Origin of the sequence: Streptomyces sp. NBC_01546, assembly GCF_045208355.1 — a bacterium.
Taxonomy (GTDB): Bacteria; Actinomycetota; Actinomycetes; order Streptomycetales; family Streptomycetaceae; genus Streptomyces.
In genome coordinates this window covers 1,152,714-1,178,410 of the sequence record NZ_CP109379.1, presented here as the reverse complement: position 1 = coordinate 1,178,410, position 25,697 = coordinate 1,152,714, and the positions used below count along the sequence as shown (strand labels likewise).

Here is a 25,697-nt window from a genome sequence, read left to right as displayed (position 1 = left end):
CGAGCTGAGGGCGCGGGGAACGGCGGGGCGGTGCCTCGTCGGACGCCGCCCGAGAGGATCGCAGCCGCCGTGAGCCGTGATCCTCAAGCTGTAATCGAGCTGGCGGCGATCGAGGGGAAGATCTTCGAATTCCCATCCCGGCCATCACTCCGTCTCCTACCCTGGTCTGCGGCGGTCACGGGCGAGGCAGCAAAGGTGTGAAGCGTGGCTGGGGGTGACTTGCCGGAGGAGGCCGACGACCTTGCCGTGGTCCTTTCGATATGCGGGTGCTCGCAGTCCTTGTAGAAGGTGCCCATGCCGTGGGCGAGCGACTTCGTTGCCATGCGGTGCGGGACTGCTGGGGCGCCAATGCTGACCTTTTGCTGACCCCAGAGGTTCCAATCCATTCCTGACCTGCACGAAGACGGATATCTCGTGTTACGTTCTGGAACTGGATCGGACGGCCCCAAGAGGATGTCGCAGGCTTCCGCGAAGACTGGATGAACGGCACCCGCTACGGCGAGGTCAAGGGCTACGACGGCGCTCCGATTCCGGCTCCGGAACTCCCCCCAACTCGCTTGAAGGCCAGGGGAAGAGTGCGCTGAACTGCGATGATGTTGTCCAGGGTGGACTGACGTAGTGGCTGCCAGCTCGTTCCGCAGTGCCGATCGCGAACGTCTACCCGCTGGAGCAAGTGCGCGAGGCCTACACCGAGCTCGAACGCCGCCACACCCACGGCAAGACACCCCTAAGCCGTCCCTTCCGGACCTTGCCGGGCCCGGCCGCACGGCTCGCCTTCCCACATCCGCGCACCCGATGGGCGATCTTGTTCCGTTTGGCAGAGAATCGCCATGACGAACACCCTCACCCGATGTCGGCATGCGCGGACCGGCGGTCCGAAGGTCGTGGGATATGGCACCTGCAACGCTCCAGGGCGCGGAACGGACCGGGACCTCACCCGCCATGGAAGATCCTGGGGCGCGGACAACGGAAGAGTCGTCACCCACCCCGGAGGAACTCGCGTCCGTCCGGACCACCGTGGCTCGGCTGAAGGCGGCCTACCCGTCGGTCGACGCGGACACCGTGGAGGCGACGGTCGGGGCCTCGTACGACGCGTTCCGGCAGGCCAGGGTCAGGAAGTACGTCCCGATCCTGGCCGAACGCCGGTCCCGGAAGGCGCTCGCCGCCGCCACCGGGAGCACCCCGGACACAGCGGGGGACGGGCCGTGACCGCCGGGGGCCGGGGAAGGGGCGAGCGCTGATGTCCGACGACAGAGCCGAACGCATCGCGGACTTCATCGAGCCGCTACGGGTGCGACCGGGGTCGAAGGTGCGTCTGGAACGGGACTTCGATCCCCGCTACAAGGCCGGCATGAAGAAGCGCCAGGGGATGGAGCTGCTGCGGACCGGGGTGTCGCTGCTCGCCGAGTACCAGGAGCGGCTGGCCGCCCAGGACACGTACGGCGTGGTGCTCGCCCTCCAGGCGCTGGACGCCGGGGGCAAGGACGGGACGATCCGCCACGTGATGAGCGGCGTCAACCCCCAGGGCGTACGGGTCAGCAGCTTCAAGGTGCCCTCCTCCGAGGAACTCGACCACGACTACCTGTGGCGCTACGCCCGGCGGCTGCCCGAGCGCGGCGAGATCGCCATCTTCAACCGCTCGCACTACGAGGAGGTCCTCGTCGTACGGGTCCACCCCGAACTCCTCCTGCGGCAGAAGCTGCCGGAGGAGGTACTCGGGCCGGACATCTGGGACCGGCGCTACCGGGAGATCAACCGCTGGGAGCACTACCTCACGGACAACGGGTTCAAGGTGGTGAAGATCTTCCTGAACCTGTCCAAGGAGGAGCAGCGCACCCGCTTCCTGAAGCGGATCGACCGGCCGGAGAAGAACTGGAAGTTCTCCGCGGCGGACGTCCGGGAGCGGCGCCGCTGGGACGACTACCAGCATGCGTTCTCCGAGATGCTGTCGGCCACGAGTACGAAGTGGGCGCCGTGGTACGTCGTACCGGCGGACCGGAAGTGGTTCGCGCGGCTCTGCGCGGGGGCGATCCTCGCGCACACCCTGATGGACATCGATCCTCAGTACCCCGATGTGGGCGAGGAGGCCCGCAAGGACCTGCTCGTCACCAAACGGGCGCTGGAGAAGGAGGCGCCCGCCGGCGCCCCGGCCGACCCGTACGCCGCCCGGCACGGCAAGCCGAGGAGCAAGCCGAAGAAGAAGCGTGGCTAGCGGCCCTCGGGCGGCGCGCGGCCGGCCCGGACGCGTCCGCGGCCCCGGATCGGAGGCACAACCATGACGGTGCGGTCGGATTCCGTGGCGGAACAGCCCCGGGCTGCCGGGGACGGCTGGTACGCGCGCTCCCCCGAGGACGCCGACGCCACGAGGGACGCCCTTCCCCGGCTCGCCACCCTGCCGTTCGACCCCGAGTACAAGCTCAAGGCCGCCGACATCGGCATCGCCATGGGCAGCGGCACGGACGTGGCCAAGAACGCCGGCCGCATGATCCTCTCCGACGACGACTTCGCCACCATCGTCTACGCCGTCGAGCAGGGCCGGACGATCTACGACAACCTCACCAAGTACATCCGGTTCGTCCTGCTCCTGCTGGTCACGTTCGTACTGACGTTCCTCGGGGCCCCCGTCTTCAACATCGCCGCCGGTGAGCCCTTCACCCCGCCGCAGGTGCTGTGGATCCACTTCGTCGTCAACGCCTCCTTCGGCTTCGCGCAGGCCTGTCCGTGACCACTCGGCGTTACGGCCACGGGGTGCTCTCCCGCTTCCGGGCAGTTCCCGGGATCCGCGCAGTGTCGTCCTACCGGCGCGAGTGGCTGGTCAAGGACCTGGTCGCGGGAGTCGTCCTGACCACGCTGCTGGTGCCGCAGGGCATGGCGTACGCGGAGTTGGCAGGCCTGCCGGCCATCACCGGCCTGTACACGACGATCCTCTGCTTGCTCGGATACGCGGTGTTCGGCCCGTCCCGGATCCTGGTGCTGGGCCCGGACTCCTCGCTGGGGCCGATGATCGCCGCCACCGTACTGCCCCTGGTGGCCGCCGACGGGGATCCCGACCGGGCCGTCGCACTGGCGTCGATGCTCGCTGTCATGGTCGCGGCCATCATGATCCTCGCCTCGGTGGCGAAGCTCGGCTTCATCGCCGACCTGGTCTCCAAACCGACGATGATCGGCTACATGAACGGCCTGGCCCTGACCATCCTGATCGGTCAGCTGCCCAAACTGCTCGGCTTCAAGGTCGAGGCGGACAACCTGATCGGCGAGTGTGCCGGCCTCGTGCGGAAGATCGCCGACGGGGCGACGGTGCCGGCCGCCGCCGCCGTGGGCCTCGGCGGGATCGCCCTGATCCTGGTCCTGCAGCGCTTCCTGCCGAAGGTCCCCGCGGTGCTCGTGATGGTGGTCCTGGCGATCGCCGCGGCCGCCGCCTTCGACCTTGACGAGCACGGCGTCGGCCTGGTCGGGGTACTGCCCGAGGGCTTCCCGCCGTTCACGATTCCCGACGTGCGGCTCGCCGACCTCGCGCCGCTGCTCGGCGGTGCGCTGGGCATCGCCCTGGTGTCCCTGGCCGACACGATCTCCAACGCGTCGCCTTCGCAGCCCGTACGGGGCAGGAGGTCCGCGGCAACCAGGAGATGGCGGGCGTCGGTGCGGCCAACCTGGCGGCCGCCCTCTTCCAGGGCTTCCCCGTCAGCACCAGCGGGTCCCGGACGGCGGTCGCGGAGCGCGCGGGGGCCAGGAGCCAGCTCACCGGGGTCGTCGGAGCGGTGCTGATCGTCCTCATGCTCGTGCTGGCTCCGGGTCTGTTCCGCAACCTCCCCCAGCCGGCCCTGGCCGCCGTGGTCATCACCGCGTCACTGTCCCTGGCCGACCTGCCGGGAGCCGTACGGCTGTGGCGGCAGGGCAGGGCGGAGTTCCTGCTGTGCTTCGCGGCCTTCGCCGGCGTGGCTCTGCTCGGCGTGCTGCCCGGGATCGCCATCGCCGTGGGCCTGTCGGTCCTCAACGTCTTCCGGCGGGCCTGGTGGCCGTACGACACCGTGCTGGGGCGGGTGCAGGGCCTGGAGGGCTACCACGACATCCGCTTCTACCCGCAGGCCGAGCAGCTGCCGGGCCTGGTGATCTACCGCTTCGACGCCCCGCTCTTCTTCGCCAACGCCAGGAGCTTCCGGGACGAGATCAGGCGGATGGCCGGCACGGACCCGCGGCCGAGGTGGATCGTGGTCGCGGCGGAGCCCATGACCGACGTGGACACCACCGCCGCCGACGTTCTGGAAGAGCTCGACGAGGCGCTCAACGCGGAAGACATCCACCTCGTGTTCGCCGAGCTCAAGGACCCCGTGCGGCGGAAGATCGAGCGGTACGAACTCACCCGGACCATCGACCCCCGCCACTTCTTCCCCACCGTGGAGGCCGCGGTCGCCGCCTTCCGGCTGCGCACCGGAGCGCAGTGGACGTCCCCCGCCACCGCCGAACCGCCCGCCGGGCCCGAACCCGGGTCCACCGGTCCCACGCCCACCGGCGGGCAGTGACCGCCCGCCGGGTCGGAGATACCGGAAGGCTCCGACAGCCGGCGCTCAGGCGGCGCCCTGTCCTGCCGCGGTCCGTCCCATGGTCAGCGCCAGCCGCCGTACCCGGCGCCAGTCCATCGGGGGCGCGGTCCGCGGCACGCCGGGACGGTGCCGTGGCACGCGCACGCGCAGGGCGCCGGACGCGATACGGCAGTGCACGGGAGTGGAAAGCACCAGGGCCTCCCCGTCGACACCGACCGGGATGGCGGGAGCGTCGGCGTCGACGACGACCTCGCGGGCTGTGACGGCGGTCAGCCCACGGCCCTGCCTGCCGTGCAGCAGCAGCCCCGCCGCTTCGGCGGCGCTCGAGACTTCGACGCCGAGCACCCCCAGTTCACCGGAATCCAGTCGCTCCCGGCGCCCGAGCCCCGCAGAATCGCCCTTCTGGTAAGGGTTGTTGCTCACCAGCACGGCCTGGGGACCGTCCAGGACCAGCGCATCCGCACGGACGCTCAGCCGCGAGCCGCTGGCTTGGGTCAGCAGAGCCGGCAGCATCTCCAGAATGGTGCGGGCCTTGTCGTCACGGTAGGCCGGACTCTGCACGACTTCCGCGTACACGCCGAACGAGGCGCTGTTGACGAAGACGCGCCCAGTGTTCCCGTCCGCCGGTTCTCCCTCATGGATGAAGCCCAGATCGACGCGGAGTTCGACGCCGTCGGTCAGTGCCTCCAGACAGTGGGAGGGATCCTGCCGGTCCAGGCCCAGGTCCATGGCGAAGTGGTTGCGCGTGCCGGCGCTGATCACCATGAACGGAATGTCGTGCTCCACGGCCACGGCGGCGACCAGGGCCTGCGTACCGTCGCCGCCTGCAACACCCAGCAGGTCGGCCCCGCCCTCGACGGCCTGCCGTGCCAGCTCGGCCACGTCCTGCCGCCGGGCCGGATCCAGCACGACGACCTCGGCACCCAGGGCCCTGGCCCGCTCCGCCAGGCGGAACTTCCCGACCTTTCCGCCGCCCGAGCGCGGATTCATGATCACGAAGGGCCGCTCGGCCCGGACGGCGGGGCGCTCCGGCATGCTCGACGCGGTGTCCTCGGCAAGAGCGGCGCTGCCCGCGGCGACGGCCAGCGCCCACAGGCCAACTGAGGCCAGCACGACCCACAGCAGCCCGGCGGCCGAGTACAGAAGCAGGACGGCGAGCGGTGCGATGACCACCAGAAGCCCGGCGAGCACCCTGATCCAGCCGGTGTGGGTGAGCATCCACCACACGCCTGCCGCCGTGAGGACCAGTCCTGCCCACCCCACCGCCATCAGCAGGAGGCTCGCGAGGCCTCCGAACACCACCAGCACCACGAGCGCCGCCAGGCCCGCCGCCAGGGCCAGACGCGCGGTCCAACGCCTGCTCATTAGACAACCTCCCGCGGCTCCACGGGCTGCCGGACATGAGTCGGGCACCCACTTCAGGCTACGAGCGCCGCCCCCGCGCGGCCTGCCAACCGCGGCCGTCCGCGCCGGATGGCACGACCAGCCGGGCCTTGGGACCATGACCGCGGAGGACACCATGACGCATGACCCCCCGCCGGTCCCTCCGTCGGAGGAGCCGGCACCGCCCGGGCACCGCCGACGGCTTCACCTCACGGTCCCCGGCTGCTGGGGCGCCCTCGTCCTGGCGTGCCTGTCCTTCACACCGTCGCTGCTTCCCCGCGGAGGCGTACTGCAGGGACTGGTCTGCGGCATCAGCGCGGCCATCGGGTACGGGCTGGGCGTGGTCGCCGCCTTCGTGTGGCGCGCCTTCGCCGACCGGGACGCGCGCAGCCCCTCGCGCCGGTCGTGGCTCGTCCTGATCGTCAGCGCGGTCGTGCTCTTCGGCCTCTCGTTCGGGCTCGGCCAGTACTGGCAGCACGAGATCCGCCGGCTCATGGGCGTCACCGACTACAACGCGCTGGCCACCGTCGCCTGCCCCTTCGTCGCCGCCCTCGTCTTCCTGCTCCTGCTCCTGGCCGGGCGGGGGCTCCGGGCCCTGTACCACCGGGCCGCCGACCTGCTCGGGCGCTGGATCGGCAGGCGGGCGGCGAGGGTGGTCGGCTGGCTCCTGGTGGCGGGCCTGGCGTGGGCCGCGTTCTCCGGGCTGCTGCTGAGCAGCTTCGTGAACGCGGCCAACGAGGCCTTCTCGCTGCGTGACACGGAGACCCCGGAAGGTGTGCACCAGCCCACGTCGGCGCTGCGCTCGGGCGGACCCGGCTCGCTCGTGCCGTGGGACTCACTGGGCCGGGAGGGCCGGGCGTTCGCCGACGGCGGACCCTCGGCCCAGGAGATCGGCGCGTTCACCCACCGTACGGCGCAGGAGCCCATCCGCGCCTACGCCGGGCTGGAGACCTCCGACGACACGGAGACCCGGGCGGCCCGGGCGGTCGCGGACCTCGAACGGGCGGGCGGCTTCACCCGCGAGAACCTGCTCGTGATGACCACCACGGGCAGCGGCTGGGTCGATCCCGCAGCTGTGGACTCGTTCGAGTACCTGGGCAACGGCGACGCGGCCACCGTGGCGATGCAGTACTCGTACCTGCCGTCGTGGATGTCGTACCTGGTGGACCAGTCCAAGGCGCGCGAAGCCGGCCGCGATCTCTTCGACGCGGTCTACGACAAATGGTCCAAGCTGCCCCAGGACCGGCGCCCGCGCCTGTTCGTGGCGGGTGAGAGCCTGGGGTCGTTCGGCGGTGAGACGGCCTTCAGCGGGGAGGCCGACCTGCGCAACCGCACCGCCGGCACCGTGTTCGCCGGCCCGCCCAACTTCAATACCCTCTTCCGCGAGTTCAGCGACCACCGTGACGCGGGCAGCTCCGAGATCGAACCCGTCTACAAGGAGGGGCGGACCGTCCGGTTCACCGACGACCCGGCCACCGGGACGCCTCCGGCGGACCGGCCGTGGGACGGCGCGCGGGTGCTCTACCTCATGCACCCGTCCGATCCGATCGTCTGGTGGAGCCCGAATCTGGCTCTCACCGAGCCCGACTGGATCGGGGAGCGGCCCGGCTCGGACGTGCTCGAAGACATGGTCTGGATTCCGTTCGTGACCTTCTGGCAGGTCACCGCCGACCTGCCGTTCTCGACCGGCGTACCGGACGGCCACGGCCACACGTACAAGGCCGCGTACGTCGACGCCTGGAACGACATCATGCGGCCCGGCGGATTCACCGCGCAGGACCTGAACGAGCTGAAGAACATCGTCTCGCCGCAGAATTGAGCCCGCCGCAGCGCCGGTCAGCGCAGCAGGTACCCGACGAGGTAGCCGAACGCGTTGACCGCCCAGTGCAGGCCCATGGGGGCCAGCAGGCTGCCGCTGCGCCGACGCAGTTCGCAGAACAGGACGCCGGCCGCCGCCGTGAACAGCACGGTCCCCAGCACCGCCAGTACGGCCCCGACCCCGGAATCGCCGACGACCGCGTTCACGGCCGGTTTGGCGGTCGCCAGGTGCAGCGACGGCAGTACGTGCCACAGGCCGAACAGCAGACTCGACACGGCGGTCGCCCGGAGCGCCCCGCGGACGCGGTACACCAGGCCGTAGAGCACGCCGCGGAAGGCGATCTCCTCCACCAAGACCGTGCCGACGGGGACCAGCACGAACGCGCGGAGCATCACCTCGCCCCCGTCCATCGCCTCGTACCGCCGGTCCTCGAACAGCCCTCTGGTGGCCGGCAACAGGGCCCCGGCCAGGTAGACCACGCCGACCAGGCCGATCAGGACCAGCGCCCAGCGGGCACCGCGGGCCAGCGTGTCCCGGGCCAGACCCGCGTCCGCGAGAGTACCGCCGGCCCAGCGGAGCACACCGAGCAGCAGGCCGCTGACGACGACGGCCGTCACCAGGTCCCACAGGCCCGTCCAGCGGTGCAGGGCCAGGTTGGCGGCGACGAGGACGGCCACCGTGACTCCCACGGCCGGCCAGGTACCGATGCGTCGCGGGAGCCGAGGGTGTCGCCGCCCGGCGTCATCGGCGGTGCTGCGGGGCATGCGAACCCACCTCGGTCATGACGACAGGTCAGTCGGGTTCATACTGCACGCTCGGCCGTCGACAACGGGGCAGCGCCGCCGACCGGTTGCCGAACGCATCGCGACGGCCCGGTTTCCGGATCGCCCTGCGATCATGTGCGCATGGATACGGGGGGATCTGCTCATGGCCGCCGGATACCGGGCGCCTTGCGACATCGTCGGGTCGGTAACGCACTCCTCACCACGGGGGCGGTGCTGGCCGTGCTGGCCGCGCTGGCCGTAGTCGTCGTGGTGCTGCCGGGGCTGGTGGTCGACCGCGATCTGGCGGGTGCCCGGATCACGGCCGCTGAACGGCTCGGAGCCGTCAACAGTGTGCGCACGACACTTCTGCAGGCGGCCGGTGGCGCTGTCCTCCTCTTCGGGGCGTACGCCACCTGGCGGCAGTTGAGGGTTAGCCAGGAGGGATTGAACGCCACTCGAGAAGGGCACATCACTGACCGCTTCAGCCGGGCAGTCGACCAGCTCGGCAGCGAGAAGCTGGACGTGCGGATCGGTGCTCTCTACGCGCTGTGGCGAATCGCGGACCATTCGCCTCACGACCGCGAGGCGGTCATATCGATCATGGCCGCGTTCCTTCGGACCCACTTGCCATGGCCTCCGCACGGGCAGGACTCCCCGGCAGCGGATGCCGCCATCAACTCCGTGCCTCCGCTGGAGACCCGTGCCGCGGATGCCCAGGTGGCGCTCACCCGTCTCGGAGTCTTGTGCCAGGAACGCCAGCCCGACTGGCTCAACGTCAGCTATACCGACCTGCGCCGGGCCGACTGCGACGGACTGTGGCTGCACCACATCAACTTCGACGGTGCATGCCTGGAAGCGGCGAGCATCTACCAGGTCAACCTGACCAAGGCATCGCTGATCGCGGCCAACATGCGGCACGTGGAGCTCGGGACGTCGATTCTCCACGAGAGCCGCTGCATTGAAGCCGACCTGCGTGGCGCTCGCATGGTCAGGGCCGACCTCGGCAACGCCGACTTCTCCGATGCCGACCTGCGGGAGGCCAATCTGCGCAAGGCGCTGGGCCGTGGCACCAAGTTTGTTGGCGCGGACCTGAGACTGGCGGACCTTCGAGGAACCGACCTCACTGGTGCCGACCTGACACGGGCGAAATTGGAGGGCGCACTGGCAAGCGACCTCACCATCTGGCCGATGGGCTTCGACATTCAGACGGCTGGCGTCGTCATGGTCGAGGATCCCGGCGCCGAGCCGAGCATTCTATTGCCGGCTGCCGCGATCGCGAGGAGCGTCCCACCACTCCAGTCGGCCTAACGCCTAAACCGGCGTGGCCCGTCAGGCGGCTGCACTGAGGAGTCGTCCGCCCAAGCGGATGCCTTTCTCGCTGCGGCTGTGGTGCGGCTGCGGGAGGGGGGTCAGGATGCTGCGGCGGCCTTGCGGACACGGTCGATGAGGATGCGGGCCATGGAGTGCGCGGTTTCGGGATCCAGGTTGCTTCCCCCGCCCTCAATGGTGACCCGGCCGACGACGGTACCCAGGCAGAGGCTGACGTTGATGCCGTCGAGGCCTCCGGCATTGCGGTAGTACGCGTGGCTCGTGGCGCCGTCGAGGGGTACGACCTCAGCCCTGGTGTATTTGGCCATCTGCGTCGCCTCCTTGCGGCAGGCGTCCTGCGCAGTGGATTGGTCGGTGAAGGCGTGCAGACGGAAGATGACGGTTTCCCCGACCTCCTCGAACTTCGCAGAGCCCTCGGCCACGGCGGCGCAGTCCCAGTCGGGGCCGCACTGTGCCGGCGGCGTGGGCTGCTCGACGACGGTCGCGCTGCCCGTCTTCGGCTTCCAGCCCTTCATCGAATCGGGGTCGGGCAGCGCCGCCTGGATCTTCCGCTCGGTGTTGAACACGGTGGAGAACTCCGCCGCGGAAGTGCCCGAGCCCGCGCCGGCGCCCGCACCCGCCGCAGGCTTGGAGGCGGCCCCCGTCCCCGGTGTGCCCGCGCCCTTCGACGGTTCGGCGCCGCAGCCGGGCACGAAGAGCGCCGACACCACCAGCAGCACTGTGGCAGTGCCCGTCCCGGTCTTCACACGCATGCCCCAACTCCCCGTTCGTGTATCTCACTTGTCCGAATTCCGGACCGGCGGGCGATCCTGCCATCAGTCTCTGAAGTGATCAACTGAAGAACTCTCACCTGCGGCACGCGGAGCCACTACCGCTACGCCGGGTCCCGAGTGCGTTTCCGCGGCCGCGTCGGCGGTGCCGGGGTGCGCAGCGTGCAGCCCGTTGGGGTATCCGGGGTGGCCGGCTGTGCGCGGCGCGGGCACGTGTGCGTCACCTTCGGGATATCCCTGGTCGCAGGCGGCGGTCGGCGTGGCCGCCACGGTCCGGAAAGGCAGGTGGCCGGTGAGTGTCCAGCCCATTCCTGAGGGATACCCGCGCGTCACTCCGTACCTCTGCATCGACGGCGCCGCGGCCGCGATCGAGTTCTACGTCTCCGTGCTCGGCGCACGGGAGCGGATGAGGATGGCCGCACCCGGAGGCAAGATCGGCCACGCCGAGCTGGAGCTCGGCAACTCGGTCATCATGCTCGCGGACGAGTACCCGGACATGGGATTCCGCTCGCCGAAGTCGGTGGGCGGTACGCCCGTCACCCTGCACGTGTACGTCGAGGACGTCGACGCGGTGTTCGCCGAGGCCCTCGCCCAGGGCGCTACCGAGCTGCGGCCGATCAAGGACGAGTTCTACGGCGACCGCACCGGCCAGTTCGAGGACCCGTTCGGCCACCGCTGGAACATCGCCACGCACATCGAGGACGTACCGCCGGACGAGATGGAGAGGCGCTCCGAGGAGGCCGCACGGACCATGGAGTCCACACCGGGTGGCGACTGAAGGATCCGCCCGTTTCCCCACTGGAATGCGGGGGAATCGACTGACGCCGACGGACCGGTCGACGGCAGACAGCCGCGAAGGGGCAGGTGCAGCAGCGAGGACGTGTCGTCCGCCGCGCGAGCCTTGACGATGCGGGGGCATGAGCCGGAACCGGTTGACGGCACTGACGGCCCGTCATGGATGGAAAGCCGCCTCCTGGGCTGCACGCCCTGCCGGGAGGCGGCTTCTGTGTGGGGTGGAGGGGCGGAGGCGGTGTCCCGCCAGGTGGTGTAGCGGGGATCCGTGGTCGGTCACTACCCCGCGTTGCGCGGTGACAGCCGCCGGGTGATCCGGTCGAACAGCTCCTCCAGCGGCTCGCCGACGTCCCGACCGAACTCGGTCAGCCCGTACGTGACCTGGGGCGGCGTCGTCGGCGTGACCTCCCGCCAGACCAGGCTGTCCTGGACCAGCGCGCGCAGGGTCTGGGCGAGCATCTTCTCGCTGATGCCCTGGATGCTCTCGCGCAGCTCGTAGAACCGAAGGTCGTTGCTCCGCAAGGAGATCAACACCCAGATGCCCCACCTGCTGGTCACGTGGTCGACCACATCGCGCGCGGGGCAGTCGGTGTGAAACACCTCATACGGCGCCCCCGCCTCGGCCGGTCTGTGCTGCGCGCTTCCTGTCACGTGATGAGCTTACCTCAAGGTATGTCCTTACCAAAAGTTAGCCCGACTCCTAGGGTGAAGGCCACAGAGGGCATCGGACAAGGAGTCGATCATGATCGTGGTGACCGGGGCTACAGGGAATGTGGGCCGGCCGTTGACGCGGGCACTGGCCGAGGCGGGCAAGCAGGTGACGGCGGTGTCGCGGCACGTGGCGGCCGTGCCGGACGGCGTCCGTCACGTGGCGGCCGACCTGACCGAGCCGGCCGGCCTCGAGCCCGCGCTGGCCGGAGCGAAGGCGCTGTTCCTGCTGCTGTCCGGCGACATGCACGCCGCCGGAGCCGGCCCGGCCGACATCATCGGCGAGGCCGCGGTCAGCGGGGTCCGCCGCGTCGTCCTGCTCTCCTCGCAGGGCGTGGCGACCAGGCCGTTCGGCCCCACGCGGATCGCGATGCGCGCGGTGGAGGACGTGCTGCGGGAGTCCGGCCTGGAGTGGGCCATCCTGCGGCCGGGCGGTTTCGCCTCCAACGCCCTGTGGTGGGCCGAGTCCATCCGTGCGCGGCGGGTCGTCGCCGCGCCCTTCGGCGACGTCGGGGTGCCCATCATCGACCCGGCCGACATCGCCGAGGTCGCGGCGGCCTGCCTGCTGGATGACCGGCACACCGGCGGCGTGTACGAGCTGACCGGCCCGGAGTTGATCACGCCGCGCCAGCAGGCGCAGGCCCTCGCCGCCGCGCTGGACTCGCCAGTGCGCTTTCACGACCTCACCCGCGACGAGGCCAAGGCCGCCATGGCCCAGAGCATGCCGGCGGAGCTCGCCGAGGACACCCTGGACATCCTCGGCTCCCCGAGCCCGGCCGAATTGCGCGTCAGCCCGGACGTCCAGCGGGTCCTGGGCCGCGCCCCGCGCCCGTTCGCCGACTGGGCCACCCGCAATATCGCCGCGTTCCGCTGAGGCTGGTCAGCCCCGCTGTATCTGCTCGGCGTGCCCGGCGATCCGCTGCCCATGGTCGAGGAGCCTGATCCGGAGGTGACGTTGGCGGCGCGCTGCTTACGCCCGGCACGCCGACGGGCACTGCCGTTGCCCCCGACGCCGTCCGGAACGCGCTGATTGAGGCCGGCGCCCGGATTCGGGCGCCGGCCGACCACCTCGGTGTCCGTGCAAGCCGGACGGGCAGCGGCCTTGAGTTTTATCGGGTTCAGGGGATCGAAGTAGCGGGTGTGTTCGGTTTCGTCGAGGCCGCGGGTTTCTCCTTCGCCGCAGATCTGTACTTTCCCCGCCGATGCCTGTGGGATCTTCGATGGGGTCCCCCTGGGAGGTAGAGGCGGAAGTCGAAGTCTCATGCGATCAGAGAGTGGATGGCGGCGGCCATACCGTCGCAGAGACCACATAGACCTTCACCACACCTCTTGAGGCCGCCAGGGGTCTGGTGGACGCGGCTGCCTGGCTGTTCGAACGCGGTGCCACTGCACCTCTGGCTTCGTGGCGTTCCCGGGAGGATGCTCGCTGTCGCGCCATCTAGCTCCTTCCTCGGTGGAAGTGGGCCTGGTGTTCCTGCAGGAAGGCGTCGAGGGTGCGCGGCGGGCGGCCGAGGATGTCGCTGACGGTGGTGGTGGGGGCTTCGGGCCGGGTAACGGCGAGTTGCTGGATCTCCGTCACGTGGTCGGCGAGCCAGGTCGGCATGTGGGCGTTCTGGATGAGGTTGTCGCGCAGTTCGTCCGAGGTGAGGTTCACGTAGCGGATCTGATTGCCGGTCAGGGTGGTCAGTCGTGAGGCGAGTTCGGGGTAGGAGACGGCCTCGGGTCCGGTCAGGGTGTAGGTGCCACCGGCGATGTCGGGTCTGGTGAGGGCGGCGGCAGCGACGTCGCCGATGTCGCGGCAGTCGATGTAGTTGAAGGGTGCGTCGCCCGTCGTGCCGAGGATGATGCCCTGGGCGACGGTGGGGGCCAGGCGCAGGACGTTCTGCATGAACGCGTAGGGGTGCAGGATGGTGTGGCCGAGGCCGCTGGCGCGCAGGTGTTCCTCGACGGCGTGGTGTCCGCGGGAGATGGCGACGGGGGAGTCGGGTTCCGCGGCGGGCGCGGAGATCTTGACGACGTGTCCGATGCCGGTGTGGGCGGCGATGTCGATGACGCGGGTTTCGAGTTCGACCTGTGCCGGGCTGTTGGCCATGGCGAGGAAGAGCCGGTCGGCGCCCTTGAAGGCGGTGCGCAGGGAGTGGGGGTCGGTGGCGTCGGCGTACTGGACCTCGACGGGCGGTTGGTGTGCGTCGGCCATGCCGGGGATCGGCCTGTGCGGGGTGCGGGTCAGTGCGCGGACGGGTGTGCCGAGTGTGCGCAGGCTGTGGAGCAGGGCGTTCCCGGTTGCTCCGGTCGCTCCCATGACAACGATCAACGTGTGCTCATTCCTTGGTGACTTCCCGGCGGCGGGTGCTGCCGGGGTGGGCTCGGTCGGGTTGGGGCCGTGGGGCGGGCGGGCCGGTGTCGGAGGGGGCTATGCCCGGGACGTCGTGGTGGTGCTGCGCCAGCGCAGGGTGACGATGGTGGTGGCGAGGGCTGCGGAGACGGGCAGGTCGATGCGCAGGCGCTCCAGCCACGGGGGTGTGGGGATCGGGGTGTGGGCGGGTAGCCATTGGGCGGTGAACCATCCCAGCAGGGTCGCCGCGCCGACGGCGGTGACGACGAGTGCGGCGGTCAGGGCGACGCGCGGCGTGGTGGTGGTCCACCGTCGGGGCTGCCCGCCGTGTCGCAGCCAGGTGCCGACGAGGAATGCCACTGCGGCGGAGGTGCCGGCGATGGAGGTGCAAGCGGCCACGGCCAGGTCCTGCTGCCCGGTGACGACTCCGGCGGTACCGGCCATGAGCGCGGGGGCGGCGTAGGCGGTCAGCACCTCGCGCCACAGGGTGAACGGCCGGGATGGCCGGGAGGCTGCCCGGTTTCGGCTGGTTCTGTCCTTCGTTGCGGACATGTGGGCCTCTTTCTCTTCAGGTAATTAGGAGGCTAACTATTGCCCCGTAAAAAGGGCCCTACCCGGAGGGCGGGGCCAAACCGGCTGGGGCCGGGTCAGTCGGCGGCCAGGGCCGCACTGCCGCGTACGACGCGGGCGAGCAGATCCAGGAACACCGCGCGCTCCTCGACGGAAAGTCCGCCCACCATCGCCTCGAGCCGCCCGAAATGCTCGGACGCCATGTCGCGCAGGCGCTGCGCCCCGCGCGCGGTCAGGACGGCCACCGTTCCCCGGCCGTCCTCCGTGGACGGGCGGCGGGCGATCAGACCCTCGCGCTCAAGACCGTCCAGTAGTCCGGTGACCGTGGCCCTGGAGACGCCGAGGTCGACCGCGAGGTGCGAGGGGGATTTCTCCCCGCCGTGGTCTTCGAGGTCGGCGAGCAGGCGGTAGCGCCCCGTCGACAGGCCGAACCGGGCGAAGTGCGCCTCGGCCGCCCGGCCGACCCGCGCGCCCGCCGAGATCAGCCGCACCGCGACCAGTACCGCCTGCGGGTCGACCTCCAGGCCGTAGTGCTCGACCTGCCGCCTGGCCTGGTCCAGCGTGGGTGCCTCGCCGTCGATGCCGTCCCTCGTCATGCAAGTAATATGGCGGCTAATCACTTGGGTTGTCAAGGTGCCCCGATCTCTGGTCATGGCGCTGGTGGGCTCCCGGCCGGCCTGGGAAGACCGCGTCGTCGTGCATGAGCGTCACACCCGCCTGGTCTGCTTGGACCGCGGAGACGGCTCCGTCCACTGGGATGCCCCCATGGGCACATGGCCGCGACCTCGTGATGGCCGACGGCCGTTGCCTGGTCCTGCCGCAGAGCCCCCACAGGCTGTCCTGCCTCGATCTCAGGGCTGGGGCGGCGTTGCGGCACGTCGAGCCGCCTCCCTTTTCCGGACATGTAGTCCTCCGGACATGTAGTCGCCCCTTTAGAGGTCGTCTCGCGTGGCAAGTTTCGTGAGCTTCTTGTAGCAGGTCAGGGCGGCGGCCCTGGCCAGGCCTCGGCTCTGCCAGTCGTTGCGGACCACGTACCGGATCTTGAGACCACGGGCAGCCCATGGCAGGCTCATGCCGCATGATCGATGAATTCGCGAAAGGCAACCTGCACGGGAGACTGCGGCGGGACCGCAAGGCGCTGCTCTGGAAACTCGACGGCTTGTCCGAATACGACGCCCGCCGGCCTTTGACAGCGACCGGGACCAACCTCCTCGGCCTGGTCAAACACGTGGCCACCGTCGAGGCCAGGTACTTCGGCGAGGTCTTCGACCGCCCTTCCCCGGAACCGCTGCCCCGGTGGCAGGACTCCAACGGCAGCGATCTGTGGGCGACCGAGGACGAGACCCGCGATCAGATCATCGGGTTCTATCGGCGCACGTGGGAACACTCGGACGCGACGATCAACGAGCTTCCCCTCGACGCCCCCGGCCACGTGCCGTGGTGGCCGGAGCCTTATCCCAACACGAACCTGTTCGCCATCATGGTCCATGTCCTCGGCGAGTCCATCCGGCATGCCGGGCACGCCGATATCCTGCGCGAGGGCCTCGACGGCCGGACCGGGGTGCGCGCCGAAAACGAGAAGCAGATCGACGAGGAAGCCCGTGCAGCCCACTGCGCGAAGATCGAGCAGGCCGCCAGGTCGGCCGCACCAATCAAGGCTTAGAGGTTGTCGCACGTGACGTGATGTCCGTGCGGGACGATGCCGGTCGTGGGTGCTGATCCATCGAAGCGTCTGGTTCCTGATGAACTCTGGGAGCTGGCCACCCCGTTGCTGCCGTCGTTCGCTGCTCGTCCGCAAGGTGGTGGGACCGCTCCGTGTGACGAGCGGGCCGTGTTCACGGCAGTTGGTGTACGTGCTGACCAGCGGCTGTGCCTGGCGGCATCTGCCGCCGACGTTCGGCACGTCGCCCGCCACCGCGCCTCGCCGCTTCACGGTATGGACCGAGGCCGGCCTGTGGCGTCGGCTGCACCGGGCGGCAAGCTGCACGTGCTGTCCGATGCCCAGGGCATCCCGCTCGCCGTCGCCGTGTCCGGCGCGAACATGCACGACAGCCTCGCCCTCAACCCGCTCATCCGCGGCATACCCGCCGTCCGGTCCCGCCGGGACCACGGCGGCGCCGACCCGTCAAACTCCGTTCGGCGGACAAGGCGTACTTCTCCGCCGAACACATGGCCTGGCGGCGCGAGCGCGGACTCGTCGCGCGCATCGCGCGGCCCGGCATCGAGTCCGGCGAACGCCTCGGCCGGCACCGCTGGAAGATCGAACGGTCGACCGCCTGGCTCTTCGGCTACCGCCGCCTCACCGTCCGCTGAGTCCTGGGCGCTCCACGATGGGCTTCGGCGCAGTGCCCAGGGCGAGAAGGACGGACGCTCCGGAGAGGGCTGCCAGGACGGCAAAGAGGGTCGGGTATCCGCCGAGGAGGCCGGCGAGGGCGGCGCCGGCCCATGGAGCCAGGGCTGCGGCGATGTGGGCGGGGGCGCCCAGGAGACCGGAGAGGCGGCCGTAGTGGGTGGTGCCCCAGCGGTCGGTTACGGCGGTGGCCTGGAGGAGGGTGAGGTTGCCGCGGACGATTCCTGCCAGGACCGCGAGGACGATCAACAGGGGCATCGGGCCTGAGATGAGGGCGAGAGCGGCTGTGGTGGCGCCACCGAGGGCGATGAGGGTGGCCGTACGGGTCGTGACGGACGTGCGGGCCGAGAGGCTCGCGTACAGGGTGCGGCCGAGGGTCTGTCCGGCGCCGCCGAGTCCCAGTGCCCAGGCGGCTGTTGACGGGCTGGCGCCGCGTTCTGTGAGGAGGGGGATGAGGCCGATGACCACCGCGTACATGGCGAAGCTGGAGAGGGTGAAGGCCGAGGCCAGGAGGAGGAAGGGGCGGGTTCGGGGGATCGGGGTGCGGTCCGTTGCGGGTGGCTGGGGTGGGGCGGCGGGCCACGGGGCGCGCAGAGCCAGGGCGTGTGCGGGGATGGTGATGGCCGCGAGGATCACGGCGAGGACCGCGTACGTCTGGCGCCAGGTGAGGTGTTCGGCCAGGACGGCGGTCAGCGGGGCGAAGACGGTGGAGGCCAGCCCGCCGGCGAGGGTGACGATCGTCAGGGCGCGGATGCGGTCGGGGCCCCACCAGCGGGTGAGGGCAGCGAAGGCGGGCGGGTAGAAGGTGGCCGCCATCGCAATACCCGCCAGCATCCAGCCCAGGAAGAAGACGGGCAGGCTGGGGGCGGCCGCGATCAGCAGGAGTGCGAGCACACCGATGACCGAGCCGGCAGTCATGACCGCGCGGGGACCGCGCTGGTCGAGGACACGGCCGACCGGGATTCCTGCCACGCCGGAGACGAGAAGGGCCATGGAGAACGCGCCCGTTGCCGCGTTGGCGGACCAGCCGGTGTCGGCGGTCAGGCGTGGCAGGAGGACGGGGAACGCGTAGTAGACGATGCCCCAGCTGGTGATCTGGGTGGCGCACAGGGCGGGCAGCGCGCCGCGCGGCCGCGACCGGACCCCAGTCCCGGTCGCGGCCGCGCCGTTGTGAAGGTTTGTCACTTCGCTGGTCAGCAGCCGCCGGAAGAGGCCGGGGCGCCGATGGTGAGGGTGGCGGGCGCCGCGCAGCAGCCACCACCGGTCGCCTCGGCGGCCTCGGGCTCATCGAAGAGGCCCGCGCCGCCGCAGACGCCGGTCTCGGGGAGGGTGAGCTCGACGCGCTCGGCTGCTTCCTGGTCGCCGGCCAGGGCGGCCGCGATGGAGCGGACCTGCTCGTAGCCGGTCATGGCGAGGAAGGTCGGGGCGCGGCCGTAGGACTTCATGCCGACGAGGTAGACGTCCTTCTCCGGGTGGGAGAGCTCGTTCACGCCGTGAGGGTAGACGGTGCCGCAGGAGTGCTGGTTGGGGTCGATCAGCGGGGCCAGCTCGGTGGGCGCCTGGAGGCGCTCGTCGAGGCCGAGGCGGAGCTCGTCGAGGAAGGTGAGGTCGGGGCGGAAGCCGGTGAGGACGATGACCTCGTCCACCGGGTCCAGGTGGCGGCCGTCCTCGGCGACGAGGACCAGCTGGTCGGCGGACTTCTCCACTGCGGTGGTGCGGAAGCCGGTGACGGCGTCGGCGTACCCGTTGTCGACGGCGGCCTTGGCCGCCAGGCCGAGGGCGCCGCGGGCGGGCAGCTGGTCGGCTTCGCCGCCCCCGAAGGTGGAGCCGCTGATACCGCGCCGCAGGATCCAGGTGGCGTGGGTGCCCTCCTCGCCCCTGGCGAGGTCCGCGAGGTAGGCGAGCGCGGTGAAGGCGGAGGCGCCGGAGCCGATGACGGCAGTGCGCTTGCCGGCGTAACGGGTGCGGACGGCCGGGTCCTTCAGGTCCGGGACCCGGTACGAGATCCGGTCGGCCGCGGAGCGCTCACCGAGGGCGGGCAGGCCGTCGCCACCGATGGGGCTGGGGGTCGACCAGGTGCCGGAGGCATCGATGACGGCGCGGGCGGTCAGCCGCTCCTCGCTGCCGTCGGCGTGCGCGATGTGAACGGTGAAGGGCTGGGCCTCGCGGTCGGCGTCCACGACCCGGTCGCGGCCGAGCCGGGAGACGCCGGTGACGCGGGCGCCGACGCGGACGCGCTCGCCCAGGACGGCTGCCAGCGGCTGCAGGTACTGCTCGGCCCAGTCGCCGCCGGTCGGGTAGATGGCCTCGTCCGGCTTGACCCAGCCGGCGGGGGCCAGGAGCTTCTCCGCGGCCGGGTCGACGACCTCACCCCAGGTGGAGAACAGGCGTACGTGGCTCCAGTCCCGCACGGCGCTGCCGACGGCCGGTCCGGTCTCCAGGACCAGGGGCTCGATGCCCTGATCGACGAGGTGTGCGGCGGCGGCCAGCCCGATGGGGCCGGCTCCGATGACAACGACGGGCAGCTCGGTGTTGGCAGGCGCGTTCACGGTCGACTCCTCGGTGTTTCGACATCTGTCGATGGCTTGCGCAGCCAGCATGGCACTTGATTCGATGAGCGTCAACATAGACATCCATCGAATCGGGAGATCATTTAATGGAGCACGTCGACGTCGTCGTGGTCGGAGCAGGCCAAGCCGGACTGGCGCCGATGTACGCCCTGGTCAGGCACGGGCTGAAGCCGGTCGTCGGACAGGGCCGATATCCGGGCGCCGTCCTCCAGCGCGACAACGAACCCGCCTTCGCGGGGATCCTGATCGCTATCCCCACCGGGCCGAGGCCTGGACCGCTACAAGGGCGCGGTGCTGCACGCCTCCGAGTGCCGCGGTCCGCAGGCGTTCACGGGCCAGCGGGTGATCGTCGTGGGCGCGGGCAACACGGCGGTGCAGATAGCGGTCGAACTCGCCTCCGCAGCTGGGGCGACACTGGCCGGCCGCACCCCCCGTGAAGTTCGCTCCCCAGCGCATCCTCGGCCACGACATGCACTTCTGACTCGTCCGCTCAGCCGTGGACGCCGCCCCCGTCGGGCGCTTCCTGTGCACTCCGCCGACCCAGCCGGTCTTCGACACCGGCCGATATCGAGCCGCGGTCGACGCCGCCGCCCCGGACCGCCGCCCCTCAGCGTCGCTGACGGCCACGGACGCCCGCTGCATCGCGACGGCTCGCCGCCTGGCCTCCGACCTCCGCAGGTGAGGTGCCCCTGGCTGCCTAGTTCGACATGTGTCAACATAGACGCATGTCGAATGTGAACGTGTTGCCGCTGCTGGAGCCGGAAGCCGTCGTGCCGTGCTGCCCGCCGCTCACCGAGCGCCCGCTGACCGCGGACGAGGCTGAGCGCACGGCCACGATGTTCAAGGCCCTGGGTGATCCCGTGCGCCTGCGGCTCTTCTCGGCAGTCGCTTCGCACGAGGGAGGCGAGGCTTGCGTTTGCGACATCTCCGACGTGGGCGTCTCCCAGCCGACCGTCTCCCATCACCTGAAGAAGCTCAAGGAAGCCAGACTGCTCTCCTCCGAGCGGCGCGGCACCTGGGTCTACTACCGGGTGGAGCCGGCGGTCCTCGCGGCCATGGCCCAGCTCCTGACCCGCGCAGCCAGCGTGTAGGTCGCTGCCCACCGCCGGTCAGTCGTGACGGGCGAGCTTCACCGCGGAAACGAGAAGTATCAAGGCCAGCGCGGGGATGAGCACCAGGTCCGGGAACACGCCCAGGAGCAACCCGCCCAACACCGCCCCGGCGACGCAACCTGCGGCCCCGACCAGGGTGAAGCGTAGGTTCGTGCCGAGCACCGCGAAGCTGCCGTCACGGCTGTAGCGGGCGAAGGCCACCAGCATGGTCGGCAGGGACACCAGCAGAGAGACGCTTCCGGCGGTCTTGATGTCGACGCCGAACAGCAGCACGATCGTCGGGATCAGCAGCTCACCTCCGGCCACGCCCATGATCGCCGCGACCACCCCGATGCCGAACCCGGCCACGACCCCGCAGGGCACCTGTGCCCACAGCGGCAGCGCGAGCGTGTCCAGCGTGGTGGTGTGCGTGACCAGCAGGGCGGCCGCCATGAGCACCATCAGGGCAGCCAGCACCTTGTAGAGGGTGGCGGAGCGCTCCGTACTGCCCAGGACGCTCCGGCCCAGGCGCCCAGCAGGCTCCCGGCCAGAAGATTGACGGCGACCGGCCAGCGTGCAGCCACTTCGGCGGCCGGGACCGCCGCCAGGCGGGCCGGCAGCGCAACCAGCACAACCACCAGGCTCATCGCCTTGTTCAGGATGACGGCCGAGAGTGCCGCGAATCCGAAGAGGCCAATCAGCAGCGGCAGGCGGAACTCCGCGCCGCCCAGCCCGATCATCCCGCCCAGCACGCCGATGGCCGCTCCCGCGCCGAACACCAGGGGTGCCGAGTGCGTCGAGCGGAGGGGAGAGAGGTTCTGATCAGTCGTCCGGACCTCCGAGCGCCTGCAGCGATGCCCGGGCCATCTCCGGGCTGGCGCCCCTCTGCGGCCAGCGACGACCACATGGCGTTGCGGGCTCATTGACTTGCCGGTCAGGCTCGGAGCAGTTCCGCAATCTCCCGGGCGGACTCGCGCGCCGGGCGCCCGACGCCGATGAGGGTGGCGGAGGCGGGCCCGGTCCAGTCGCCGTAGCCGAGCAGGTGCAAGCGGGGTTCGTCGACGGCGCGGGTGCCGATCGTGGCGATGTGGCCTCGGGTGCCGCGCAGGCGGAGCGAGGAGAAATGGGCCAGGTCCGGGCGGAAGCCGGTGCACCAGATGATCGCGTCGGCCTGGGCGCTCGTTCCGTCGGCCCAGGCGACACCGTCCTCGGTGAGGCGACTGAACATGGGCGTGGCGCTGAGGAGGCCGGCGTCTCGGGCCGTTCGTACGGGCGGGACGGCCACGATGTCGCCGAGCGAGGCGACACCACCGGTGTCCGTGCGGCCGGCGTCCAGGGCCTGGCGGCGGGCGGTCGCGGCGTCGAAGAGCGCGCGGCCATCGATCTCGTCGGGCAGGTAGCGGGGCGGACGCTGGGTGACCCAGGTCAGGTCGGCCGTACCCGCGAGGTCGGCGGCGATCTGCGCGCCGGAGTTTCCACCGCCCACGACGATCACGCGTTGCCCGGCGAAGTCCTCGGGGTTGCGGTACTGCACCGTGTGGAGCTGGCGGCCCGCGAAGTCGCGGCGGCCAGGGACAGCGGGCAGGAAGGGTCGGGTCCAGGTGCCGGTGGCGCTGATGACGGCACGGGCCTGCCAGTCACCGCAGTCGGTTTCGACTCGCAGGAAGGCGCCGTCCCGGTGGACGGCATCGACCCACACGCCGCGCTGAACCGGCAGCTCGTACCGCTTCTCGTAGTCGGCGAGGTACGACACCACATGCTGCGCGTCCGGATAGACCTCGCCGGACTGGACGGGCATGAGCCGACCGGGCAGCGAGGAGTAGGCGGCCGGGGAGAACAGGCGGAGGGAGTCCCAGGTGTGCTGCCAGGCTCCGCCCGGTGCCGCCTGGGCGTCGAGGATGACGAACTCGATCCCCAGGCGGCGCAGGTGGTAACCGGCGGCGAGCCCTGCTTGGCCGCCGCCGATCACCACCACGTCCGTGCTCTGCGTCATGCCGCGGGGGCTCCGGCAATCGTGGGCTTGCCGCGCATGAAGATGAGCGCCACCAGGGCCAGGCCGACGATGACACCGGCCAGCTGGGCGCCGATGAAGCCCGGGACCGAGGCAGGCGCGATGCCCGCGAAGGTGTCGGTGAAGGCGCGACCGATGGTGACCGCCGGGTTGGCGAAGGAGGTGGAGGAGGTGAACCAGTACGCGGCGCCGATGTACGAAGCGACCGCGACGGGTGCGAAGCGCAGGCGGTCGGTGCGGGCCAGGCCGAAGATCAGCATGATCAGGCCGGCGGTGGCGACGACCTCGCTGAGGAGGAGGTTGCCGGCGGAACGGTCATGGGTGGACCACTTCACCAGCGGTTCGCCGAACATCGCGTCCGCCAGGATCGCGCCCGCGATCGCGCCGACGATCTGGGAGGGCACGTAGACGGCGAGCTCGCGAGCGGTGACCCCGGCGCCGCCGCGGCGGGCGGTCCACCACTCGGCCAGGGTGACGGCCGGGTTGAAGTGGGCGCCGGACACCGGGCCGAGGAGGGCGATCAGTACGCCGAGGCCGAAGACGGTGGCCAGGGAGTTCGCCAGCAACTGCAGGCCCACGTCCTGGCTGAGCTCGGTGGCCTGGATGCCGGAGCCGACCACCACCGCCACGAGCGCCGCGGTGCCGACGAGCTCGGCGGCGGCGCGGGCGATCAACGGGGTCTGGGGCGGGGTCGCGCCAGGCGCGGGTTGGGACGCGTCGGCGGCTATGCCGGACGCCGCTGCGGGGGCGGCGACGGGCTCGGTGACGGACAACGGTTCTCCTCGGGCAGGTGAGGCAAGAAGCGGGCTATGGGCAGGACCGCTTGAGGTTCGCTTCGGCGGTGGCGCGCGCGGTCTGAGCGAGGTCGGCGAACTGACCGGCGATGGCCTCGATGACCTCCGGGCGCAGGCGGTAGTAGATGTACCGTCCGCATGGCTCCGTATCCACGACCCCCGCCTCGCGCAGGACCTTCAGATGGTTCGAGAGGTTCGTCTGCTTGGCACCCGTCTCCTCCACGAGATGGGTGGTGCAGAGCGTCTCCTTGGCGAGGAGGGTCACGATCTGGAGCCTGAGCGGGTCGGCCAGTACCCGGATCAGTTCAGTGTCGACTGACGTCATCATGGACTGATACTGTCACATCACCCGGCCCTGATACCAGCCGGGGCTGACCTGTTGGAGTCCGTGGAGGGTTCTCATGTCTTCGCCCCCGCCCCCGCACTGCCTGATCAGCGGCTCTTCACCGGAATGGCGCGCCTCGCCGCGGGCCACGAAGGCGGGTTCGCCCCGGAGACCGTGCAGCGACTCCTCGCCGACTCCTATGCGCTCCTGGCAACCGACGCCCAGGTCCACACGCACCTCGTCGTGCTCGCCGAACGCCTCACGGCCGAGCGCTTGGAGGCACTCGCCAAGATTCAGGGAGCGCCGGGCACCGGACCCGCCACCGCGGTAGATCCCCACGTCGTCCAGGCGCTCACCGAGGTCGGCGCAGACGTCAGCGCCGCCTCCTACCTCAAGCCGCAGGGGGCCCCGATCGCCGTCGTCCGCGAGATCCGCGACGAGATCGACGCCCACATCACCGAGCTGCTCTCCCAGCTCGGCGTTTGACACACCCGCTCGTTCCAACCCCGCAGTTGACTCCCCAAGGAAGAATGATGTCCTCCACTCCTGTCGCGTCCGTGCTGTTCGTCTGCATCCACAACGCCGGCCGCTCGCAGATGGCCGCAGGCTTCTTGCGCCACCTCGCCGGAGACCGCGTCGAGGTGCGCTCCGCAGGCTCCGTCCCCGGTGACCGGATCAACCCCTCCGCCGTGGCTGCCATGGCCGAGCTGGGCATCGACATCTCCGACCAGAAGCCGAAGGTGCTGACCCCCGAGGCCGCGCAGGCGTCGGACTACATCATCACCATGGGCTGCGGCGACGCCTGCCCCTACTTCCCCGGCAAGACCTACCTCGACTGGCAGCTCGAGGACCCGGCCGGCCAGGGCGTCGAGGCCGTCCGACCCATCCGCGACGAGATCAAGGGCCTCATCGAGGGCCTGATCGCCGAGATCGACGCCAAGCCGAAGGCCTGAACCGACGTGGAGGAGGAGCTCTCCGGGCGGGGCGTGTCCTGGTGCGCGACCTGCGACGGCCTCTTCTTCCGCGACCGCGACATCGTCGTGGTCGGTGGCGGCGACACGGCGATGGAGGAGGCCACCTTCCTCACGCGCTTCGCCCGCTCGGTCACCATCGTCCACCGCCGCTCGACCCTGCGGGCCTCCCAGGTCATGCAGAACCGCGCGTTCTCGGACGACAAGATCTCCTTCCTCTTCGACAGTGAGATCACCGAGCTGGAGGACAAGGACGGCAAGCTCTCCGGCCTCAGGGTCCGCAGCGTGATCACCGAAGAGACCCAACACCTGGACATCACGGGCCTGTTCATTGCGATCGGCCACGACCCGCGCACCGAGCTGTTCACCGAGCAGCTCGACCTGGACGCCGAGGGCTACCTTGAGGTCCAGTCCCCGTCCACGCGCACAAGCCTTCCCGGCGTGTTCGCCCGCGGGTGACGTCGTCGACCACACCTACCGCCAGGCGATCACGGCCGCCGGCACCGGCTGCGCTGCATGTCCATCCCGACCATGAACGCCTACGTCGGAGGCCGGGTCGCCAAGACGAGGGTCG

Annotated in this window: 27 protein-coding genes and 4 pseudogenes; 16 read left to right on the top strand and 15 right to left on the bottom strand. The window is 70.5% G+C overall.

Translation table 11 applies throughout. From position 1 onward, the window contains the following. Positions 1-416: 416 nt before the first annotated feature. The 4 genes and pseudogenes from OHA89_RS05820 to sulP form a co-directional block, all read left to right on the top strand. A pseudogene (locus OHA89_RS05820) lies at positions 417-584 on the top strand (pirin family protein); the annotation flags it as partial. Positions 585-891: 307 nt separating this feature from the next. Next, positions 892-1,209 carry a three-helix bundle dimerization domain-containing protein gene (locus tag OHA89_RS05815; RefSeq protein WP_406365490.1) on the top strand — a complete coding sequence of 106 codons (318 nt, stop codon included), beginning with the start codon at positions 892-894 and terminating at the stop codon, positions 1,207-1,209. Positions 1,210-1,240: 31 nt separating this feature from the next. Further along, a complete protein-coding gene (locus OHA89_RS05810; protein WP_266613344.1) occupies positions 1,241-2,212 on the top strand; it encodes a polyphosphate kinase 2 family protein in 972 nt (323 codons plus the stop codon). Between the two features lie 204 nt (positions 2,213-2,416). Further along, a pseudogene (gene sulP / locus OHA89_RS05805) lies at positions 2,417-4,520 on the top strand (sulfate permease); the annotation flags it as partial. A 45-nt stretch (positions 4,521-4,565) separates the two neighbouring features. Here sulP and OHA89_RS05800 read toward each other — a convergent pair. Then, entirely contained in the window at positions 4,566-5,906 is a 1,341-nt protein-coding gene (locus tag OHA89_RS05800; protein ID WP_266613342.1) for a diacylglycerol kinase family protein, read from the bottom strand. A 154-nt stretch (positions 5,907-6,060) separates the two neighbouring features. Here OHA89_RS05800 and OHA89_RS05795 point away from each other — a divergent pair, with 154 nt between their 5' ends. Beyond that, positions 6,061-7,743, top strand: coding sequence for an alpha/beta hydrolase (locus OHA89_RS05795; protein ID WP_406365488.1), 1,683 nt, complete (start codon positions 6,061-6,063; stop codon positions 7,741-7,743). A gap of 17 nt (positions 7,744-7,760) precedes the next feature. Here OHA89_RS05795 and OHA89_RS05790 read toward each other — a convergent pair whose 3' ends face one another. Continuing rightward, positions 7,761-8,507, bottom strand: a complete 747-nt coding sequence (locus OHA89_RS05790; RefSeq protein ID WP_406365486.1) for a CPBP family intramembrane glutamic endopeptidase — start codon at positions 8,505-8,507, stop codon at positions 7,761-7,763. Positions 8,508-8,738: 231 nt separating this feature from the next. On the opposite strand from OHA89_RS05790, the gene OHA89_RS05785 reads away from it, so the two are divergent. Continuing rightward, entirely contained in the window at positions 8,739-9,815 is a 1,077-nt protein-coding gene (locus OHA89_RS05785) for a pentapeptide repeat-containing protein (protein ID WP_266613337.1), read from the top strand. 101 nt (positions 9,816-9,916) lie between these two features. On the opposite strand, the gene OHA89_RS05780 is transcribed toward OHA89_RS05785, so the two are convergent. Beyond that, complete coding sequence (locus OHA89_RS05780; RefSeq protein ID WP_266613336.1) at positions 9,917-10,588, bottom strand: hypothetical protein; 672 nt, start codon at positions 10,586-10,588, stop codon at positions 9,917-9,919. A 310-nt stretch (positions 10,589-10,898) separates the two neighbouring features. Between OHA89_RS05780 and OHA89_RS05775 the strand changes: the two genes are divergently transcribed. Further along, positions 10,899-11,384, top strand: coding sequence for a VOC family protein (locus OHA89_RS05775; RefSeq protein WP_266613335.1), 486 nt, complete (start codon positions 10,899-10,901; stop codon positions 11,382-11,384). Between the two features lie 293 nt (positions 11,385-11,677). Here the strand turns inward: OHA89_RS05775 and OHA89_RS05770 are convergent, their stop codons facing one another. Further along, entirely contained in the window at positions 11,678-12,049 is a 372-nt protein-coding gene (locus tag OHA89_RS05770) for a winged helix-turn-helix transcriptional regulator (RefSeq protein WP_406365484.1), read from the bottom strand. A gap of 91 nt (positions 12,050-12,140) precedes the next feature. Here OHA89_RS05770 and OHA89_RS05765 point away from each other — a divergent pair, with 91 nt between their 5' ends. Next, a complete protein-coding gene (locus OHA89_RS05765) occupies positions 12,141-12,980 on the top strand; it encodes an SDR family oxidoreductase (protein WP_266613334.1) in 840 nt (279 codons plus the stop codon). A 564-nt stretch (positions 12,981-13,544) separates the two neighbouring features. On the opposite strand, the gene OHA89_RS05760 is transcribed toward OHA89_RS05765, so the two are convergent. From OHA89_RS05760 to OHA89_RS05745, 4 genes are all read right to left on the bottom strand, one after another. Further along, a complete protein-coding gene (locus OHA89_RS05760; protein ID WP_406365482.1) occupies positions 13,545-14,408 on the bottom strand; it encodes an NmrA family NAD(P)-binding protein in 864 nt (287 codons plus the stop codon). Between the two features lie 111 nt (positions 14,409-14,519). Then, positions 14,520-14,993 (bottom strand): hypothetical protein, encoded by a 474-nt coding sequence (locus OHA89_RS05755; RefSeq protein ID WP_406365480.1) that lies wholly within the window; start codon positions 14,991-14,993, stop codon positions 14,520-14,522. A gap of 95 nt (positions 14,994-15,088) precedes the next feature. After that, complete coding sequence (locus OHA89_RS05750; RefSeq protein ID WP_257553092.1) at positions 15,089-15,607, bottom strand: MarR family winged helix-turn-helix transcriptional regulator; 519 nt, start codon at positions 15,605-15,607, stop codon at positions 15,089-15,091. A gap of 336 nt (positions 15,608-15,943) precedes the next feature. After that, positions 15,944-16,084, bottom strand: a complete 141-nt coding sequence (locus OHA89_RS05745; RefSeq protein WP_406365478.1) for a hypothetical protein — start codon at positions 16,082-16,084, stop codon at positions 15,944-15,946. A 5-nt stretch (positions 16,085-16,089) separates the two neighbouring features. Between OHA89_RS05745 and OHA89_RS05740 the strand changes: the two genes are divergently transcribed. The 3 genes and pseudogenes from OHA89_RS05740 to OHA89_RS05730 all read left to right on the top strand — a co-directional run bounded on the left by OHA89_RS05740 (position 16,090) and on the right by OHA89_RS05730 (position 17,324). After that, positions 16,090-16,674: a DinB family protein gene (locus tag OHA89_RS05740; protein WP_266613328.1), complete on the top strand. Its 585-nt coding sequence runs from the start codon at positions 16,090-16,092 to the stop codon at positions 16,672-16,674. Between the two features lie 79 nt (positions 16,675-16,753). Then, positions 16,754-16,969, top strand: a pseudogene (locus tag OHA89_RS05735) (transposase); the annotation flags it as partial. 211 nt (positions 16,970-17,180) lie between these two features. Then, complete coding sequence (locus tag OHA89_RS05730; protein WP_266613327.1) at positions 17,181-17,324, top strand: hypothetical protein; 144 nt, start codon at positions 17,181-17,183, stop codon at positions 17,322-17,324. On the opposite strand, the gene OHA89_RS05725 is transcribed toward OHA89_RS05730, so the two are convergent. Then, positions 17,311-18,546 carry an MFS transporter gene (locus OHA89_RS05725; protein ID WP_406365476.1) on the bottom strand — a complete coding sequence of 412 codons (1,236 nt, stop codon included), beginning with the start codon at positions 18,544-18,546 and terminating at the stop codon, positions 17,311-17,313. The two genes, OHA89_RS05730 and OHA89_RS05725, sit on opposite strands and share 14 nt — an antisense overlap. An 8-nt stretch (positions 18,547-18,554) precedes the next feature. Further along, the gene (locus tag OHA89_RS05720) at positions 18,555-19,910 is read right to left on the bottom strand and encodes an NAD(P)-binding domain-containing protein (protein WP_406365474.1); all 1,356 of its coding nucleotides are present in this window, start codon (positions 19,908-19,910) and stop codon (positions 18,555-18,557) included. Between the two features lie 312 nt (positions 19,911-20,222). Here OHA89_RS05720 and OHA89_RS05715 point away from each other — a divergent pair, with 312 nt between their 5' ends. Then, complete coding sequence (locus tag OHA89_RS05715) at positions 20,223-20,669, top strand: hypothetical protein (protein ID WP_406365473.1); 447 nt, start codon at positions 20,223-20,225, stop codon at positions 20,667-20,669. Then, a complete protein-coding gene (locus tag OHA89_RS05710) occupies positions 20,657-21,022 on the top strand; it encodes an ArsR/SmtB family transcription factor (protein ID WP_406365471.1) in 366 nt (121 codons plus the stop codon). Before OHA89_RS05715 ends, OHA89_RS05710 begins: the two co-directional genes overlap by 13 nt. Positions 21,023-21,040: 18 nt before the next feature. On the opposite strand, the gene OHA89_RS05705 is transcribed toward OHA89_RS05710, so the two are convergent. The 5 genes from OHA89_RS05705 to OHA89_RS05685 form a co-directional block, all read right to left on the bottom strand. Continuing rightward, complete coding sequence (locus OHA89_RS05705; RefSeq protein WP_406365469.1) at positions 21,041-21,499, bottom strand: TSUP family transporter; 459 nt, start codon at positions 21,497-21,499, stop codon at positions 21,041-21,043. Further along, positions 21,484-21,801 carry a TSUP family transporter gene (locus OHA89_RS05700; RefSeq protein ID WP_406365467.1) on the bottom strand — a complete coding sequence of 106 codons (318 nt, stop codon included), beginning with the start codon at positions 21,799-21,801 and terminating at the stop codon, positions 21,484-21,486. The genes OHA89_RS05705 and OHA89_RS05700 overlap by 16 nt, the downstream gene beginning before the upstream one ends. Positions 21,802-21,956: 155 nt before the next feature. After that, the gene (locus tag OHA89_RS05695) at positions 21,957-23,015 is read right to left on the bottom strand and encodes an ArsO family NAD(P)H-dependent flavin-containing monooxygenase (RefSeq protein ID WP_406365466.1); all 1,059 of its coding nucleotides are present in this window, start codon (positions 23,013-23,015) and stop codon (positions 21,957-21,959) included. After that, positions 23,012-23,806, bottom strand: coding sequence for an MIP/aquaporin family protein (locus OHA89_RS05690; protein WP_266613314.1), 795 nt, complete (start codon positions 23,804-23,806; stop codon positions 23,012-23,014). The genes OHA89_RS05695 and OHA89_RS05690 overlap by 4 nt, the downstream gene beginning before the upstream one ends. A gap of 34 nt (positions 23,807-23,840) precedes the next feature. Beyond that, a complete protein-coding gene (locus OHA89_RS05685) occupies positions 23,841-24,155 on the bottom strand; it encodes a helix-turn-helix transcriptional regulator (protein ID WP_112447650.1) in 315 nt (104 codons plus the stop codon). A 60-nt stretch (positions 24,156-24,215) separates the two neighbouring features. Between OHA89_RS05685 and OHA89_RS05680 the strand changes: the two genes are divergently transcribed. The 3 genes and pseudogenes from OHA89_RS05680 to OHA89_RS05670 all read left to right on the top strand — a co-directional run. After that, positions 24,216-24,638 carry a three-helix bundle dimerization domain-containing protein gene (locus OHA89_RS05680; RefSeq protein WP_406365465.1) on the top strand — a complete coding sequence of 141 codons (423 nt, stop codon included), beginning with the start codon at positions 24,216-24,218 and terminating at the stop codon, positions 24,636-24,638. A gap of 47 nt (positions 24,639-24,685) precedes the next feature. Next, the gene (locus tag OHA89_RS05675) at positions 24,686-25,105 is read left to right on the top strand and encodes an arsenate reductase ArsC (RefSeq protein ID WP_406365464.1); all 420 of its coding nucleotides are present in this window, start codon (positions 24,686-24,688) and stop codon (positions 25,103-25,105) included. A 9-nt stretch (positions 25,106-25,114) separates the two neighbouring features. Beyond that, a pseudogene (locus tag OHA89_RS05670) lies at positions 25,115-25,658 on the top strand (NAD(P)/FAD-dependent oxidoreductase); the annotation flags it as partial. Between the last annotated feature and the right edge of the window lie 39 nt (positions 25,659-25,697).

What these genes read in the sequence shown, in the direction of transcription:
- OHA89_RS05790 (WP_406365486.1), bottom strand. Translation starts at nt 8,507, where the DNA reads ATGCCCCGCAGCACCGCCGATGACGCCGGGCGGCGACACCCTCGGCTC.
- OHA89_RS05710 (WP_406365471.1), top strand. Translation starts at nt 20,657, where the DNA reads ATGTCGAATGTGAACGTGTTGCCGCTGCTGGAGCCGGAAGCCGTCGTG.
- OHA89_RS05800 (WP_266613342.1), bottom strand. Translation starts at nt 5,906, where the DNA reads ATGAGCAGGCGTTGGACCGCGCGTCTGGCCCTGGCGGCGGGCCTGGCG.
- OHA89_RS05795 (WP_406365488.1), top strand. Translation starts at nt 6,061, where the DNA reads ATGACGCATGACCCCCCGCCGGTCCCTCCGTCGGAGGAGCCGGCACCG.
- OHA89_RS05675 (WP_406365464.1), top strand. Translation starts at nt 24,686, where the DNA reads ATGTCCTCCACTCCTGTCGCGTCCGTGCTGTTCGTCTGCATCCACAAC.
- OHA89_RS05755 (WP_406365480.1), bottom strand. Translation starts at nt 14,993, where the DNA reads ATGTCCGCAACGAAGGACAGAACCAGCCGAAACCGGGCAGCCTCCCGG.
- OHA89_RS05740 (WP_266613328.1), top strand. Translation starts at nt 16,090, where the DNA reads ATGATCGATGAATTCGCGAAAGGCAACCTGCACGGGAGACTGCGGCGG.
- OHA89_RS05745 (WP_406365478.1), bottom strand. Translation starts at nt 16,084, where the DNA reads ATGAGCCTGCCATGGGCTGCCCGTGGTCTCAAGATCCGGTACGTGGTC.
- OHA89_RS05780 (WP_266613336.1), bottom strand. Translation starts at nt 10,588, where the DNA reads ATGCGTGTGAAGACCGGGACGGGCACTGCCACAGTGCTGCTGGTGGTG.
- OHA89_RS05685 (WP_112447650.1), bottom strand. Translation starts at nt 24,155, where the DNA reads ATGATGACGTCAGTCGACACTGAACTGATCCGGGTACTGGCCGACCCG.
- OHA89_RS05765 (WP_266613334.1), top strand. Translation starts at nt 12,141, where the DNA reads ATGATCGTGGTGACCGGGGCTACAGGGAATGTGGGCCGGCCGTTGACG.
- OHA89_RS05750 (WP_257553092.1), bottom strand. Translation starts at nt 15,607, where the DNA reads ATGACGAGGGACGGCATCGACGGCGAGGCACCCACGCTGGACCAGGCC.
- OHA89_RS05730 (WP_266613327.1), top strand. Translation starts at nt 17,181, where the DNA reads ATGGCCTGGCGGCGCGAGCGCGGACTCGTCGCGCGCATCGCGCGGCCC.
- OHA89_RS05815 (WP_406365490.1), top strand. Translation starts at nt 892, where the DNA reads ATGGCACCTGCAACGCTCCAGGGCGCGGAACGGACCGGGACCTCACCC.
- OHA89_RS05810 (WP_266613344.1), top strand. Translation starts at nt 1,241, where the DNA reads ATGTCCGACGACAGAGCCGAACGCATCGCGGACTTCATCGAGCCGCTA.
- OHA89_RS05760 (WP_406365482.1), bottom strand. Translation starts at nt 14,408, where the DNA reads ATGGGAGCGACCGGAGCAACCGGGAACGCCCTGCTCCACAGCCTGCGC.
- OHA89_RS05695 (WP_406365466.1), bottom strand. Translation starts at nt 23,015, where the DNA reads ATGACGCAGAGCACGGACGTGGTGGTGATCGGCGGCGGCCAAGCAGGG.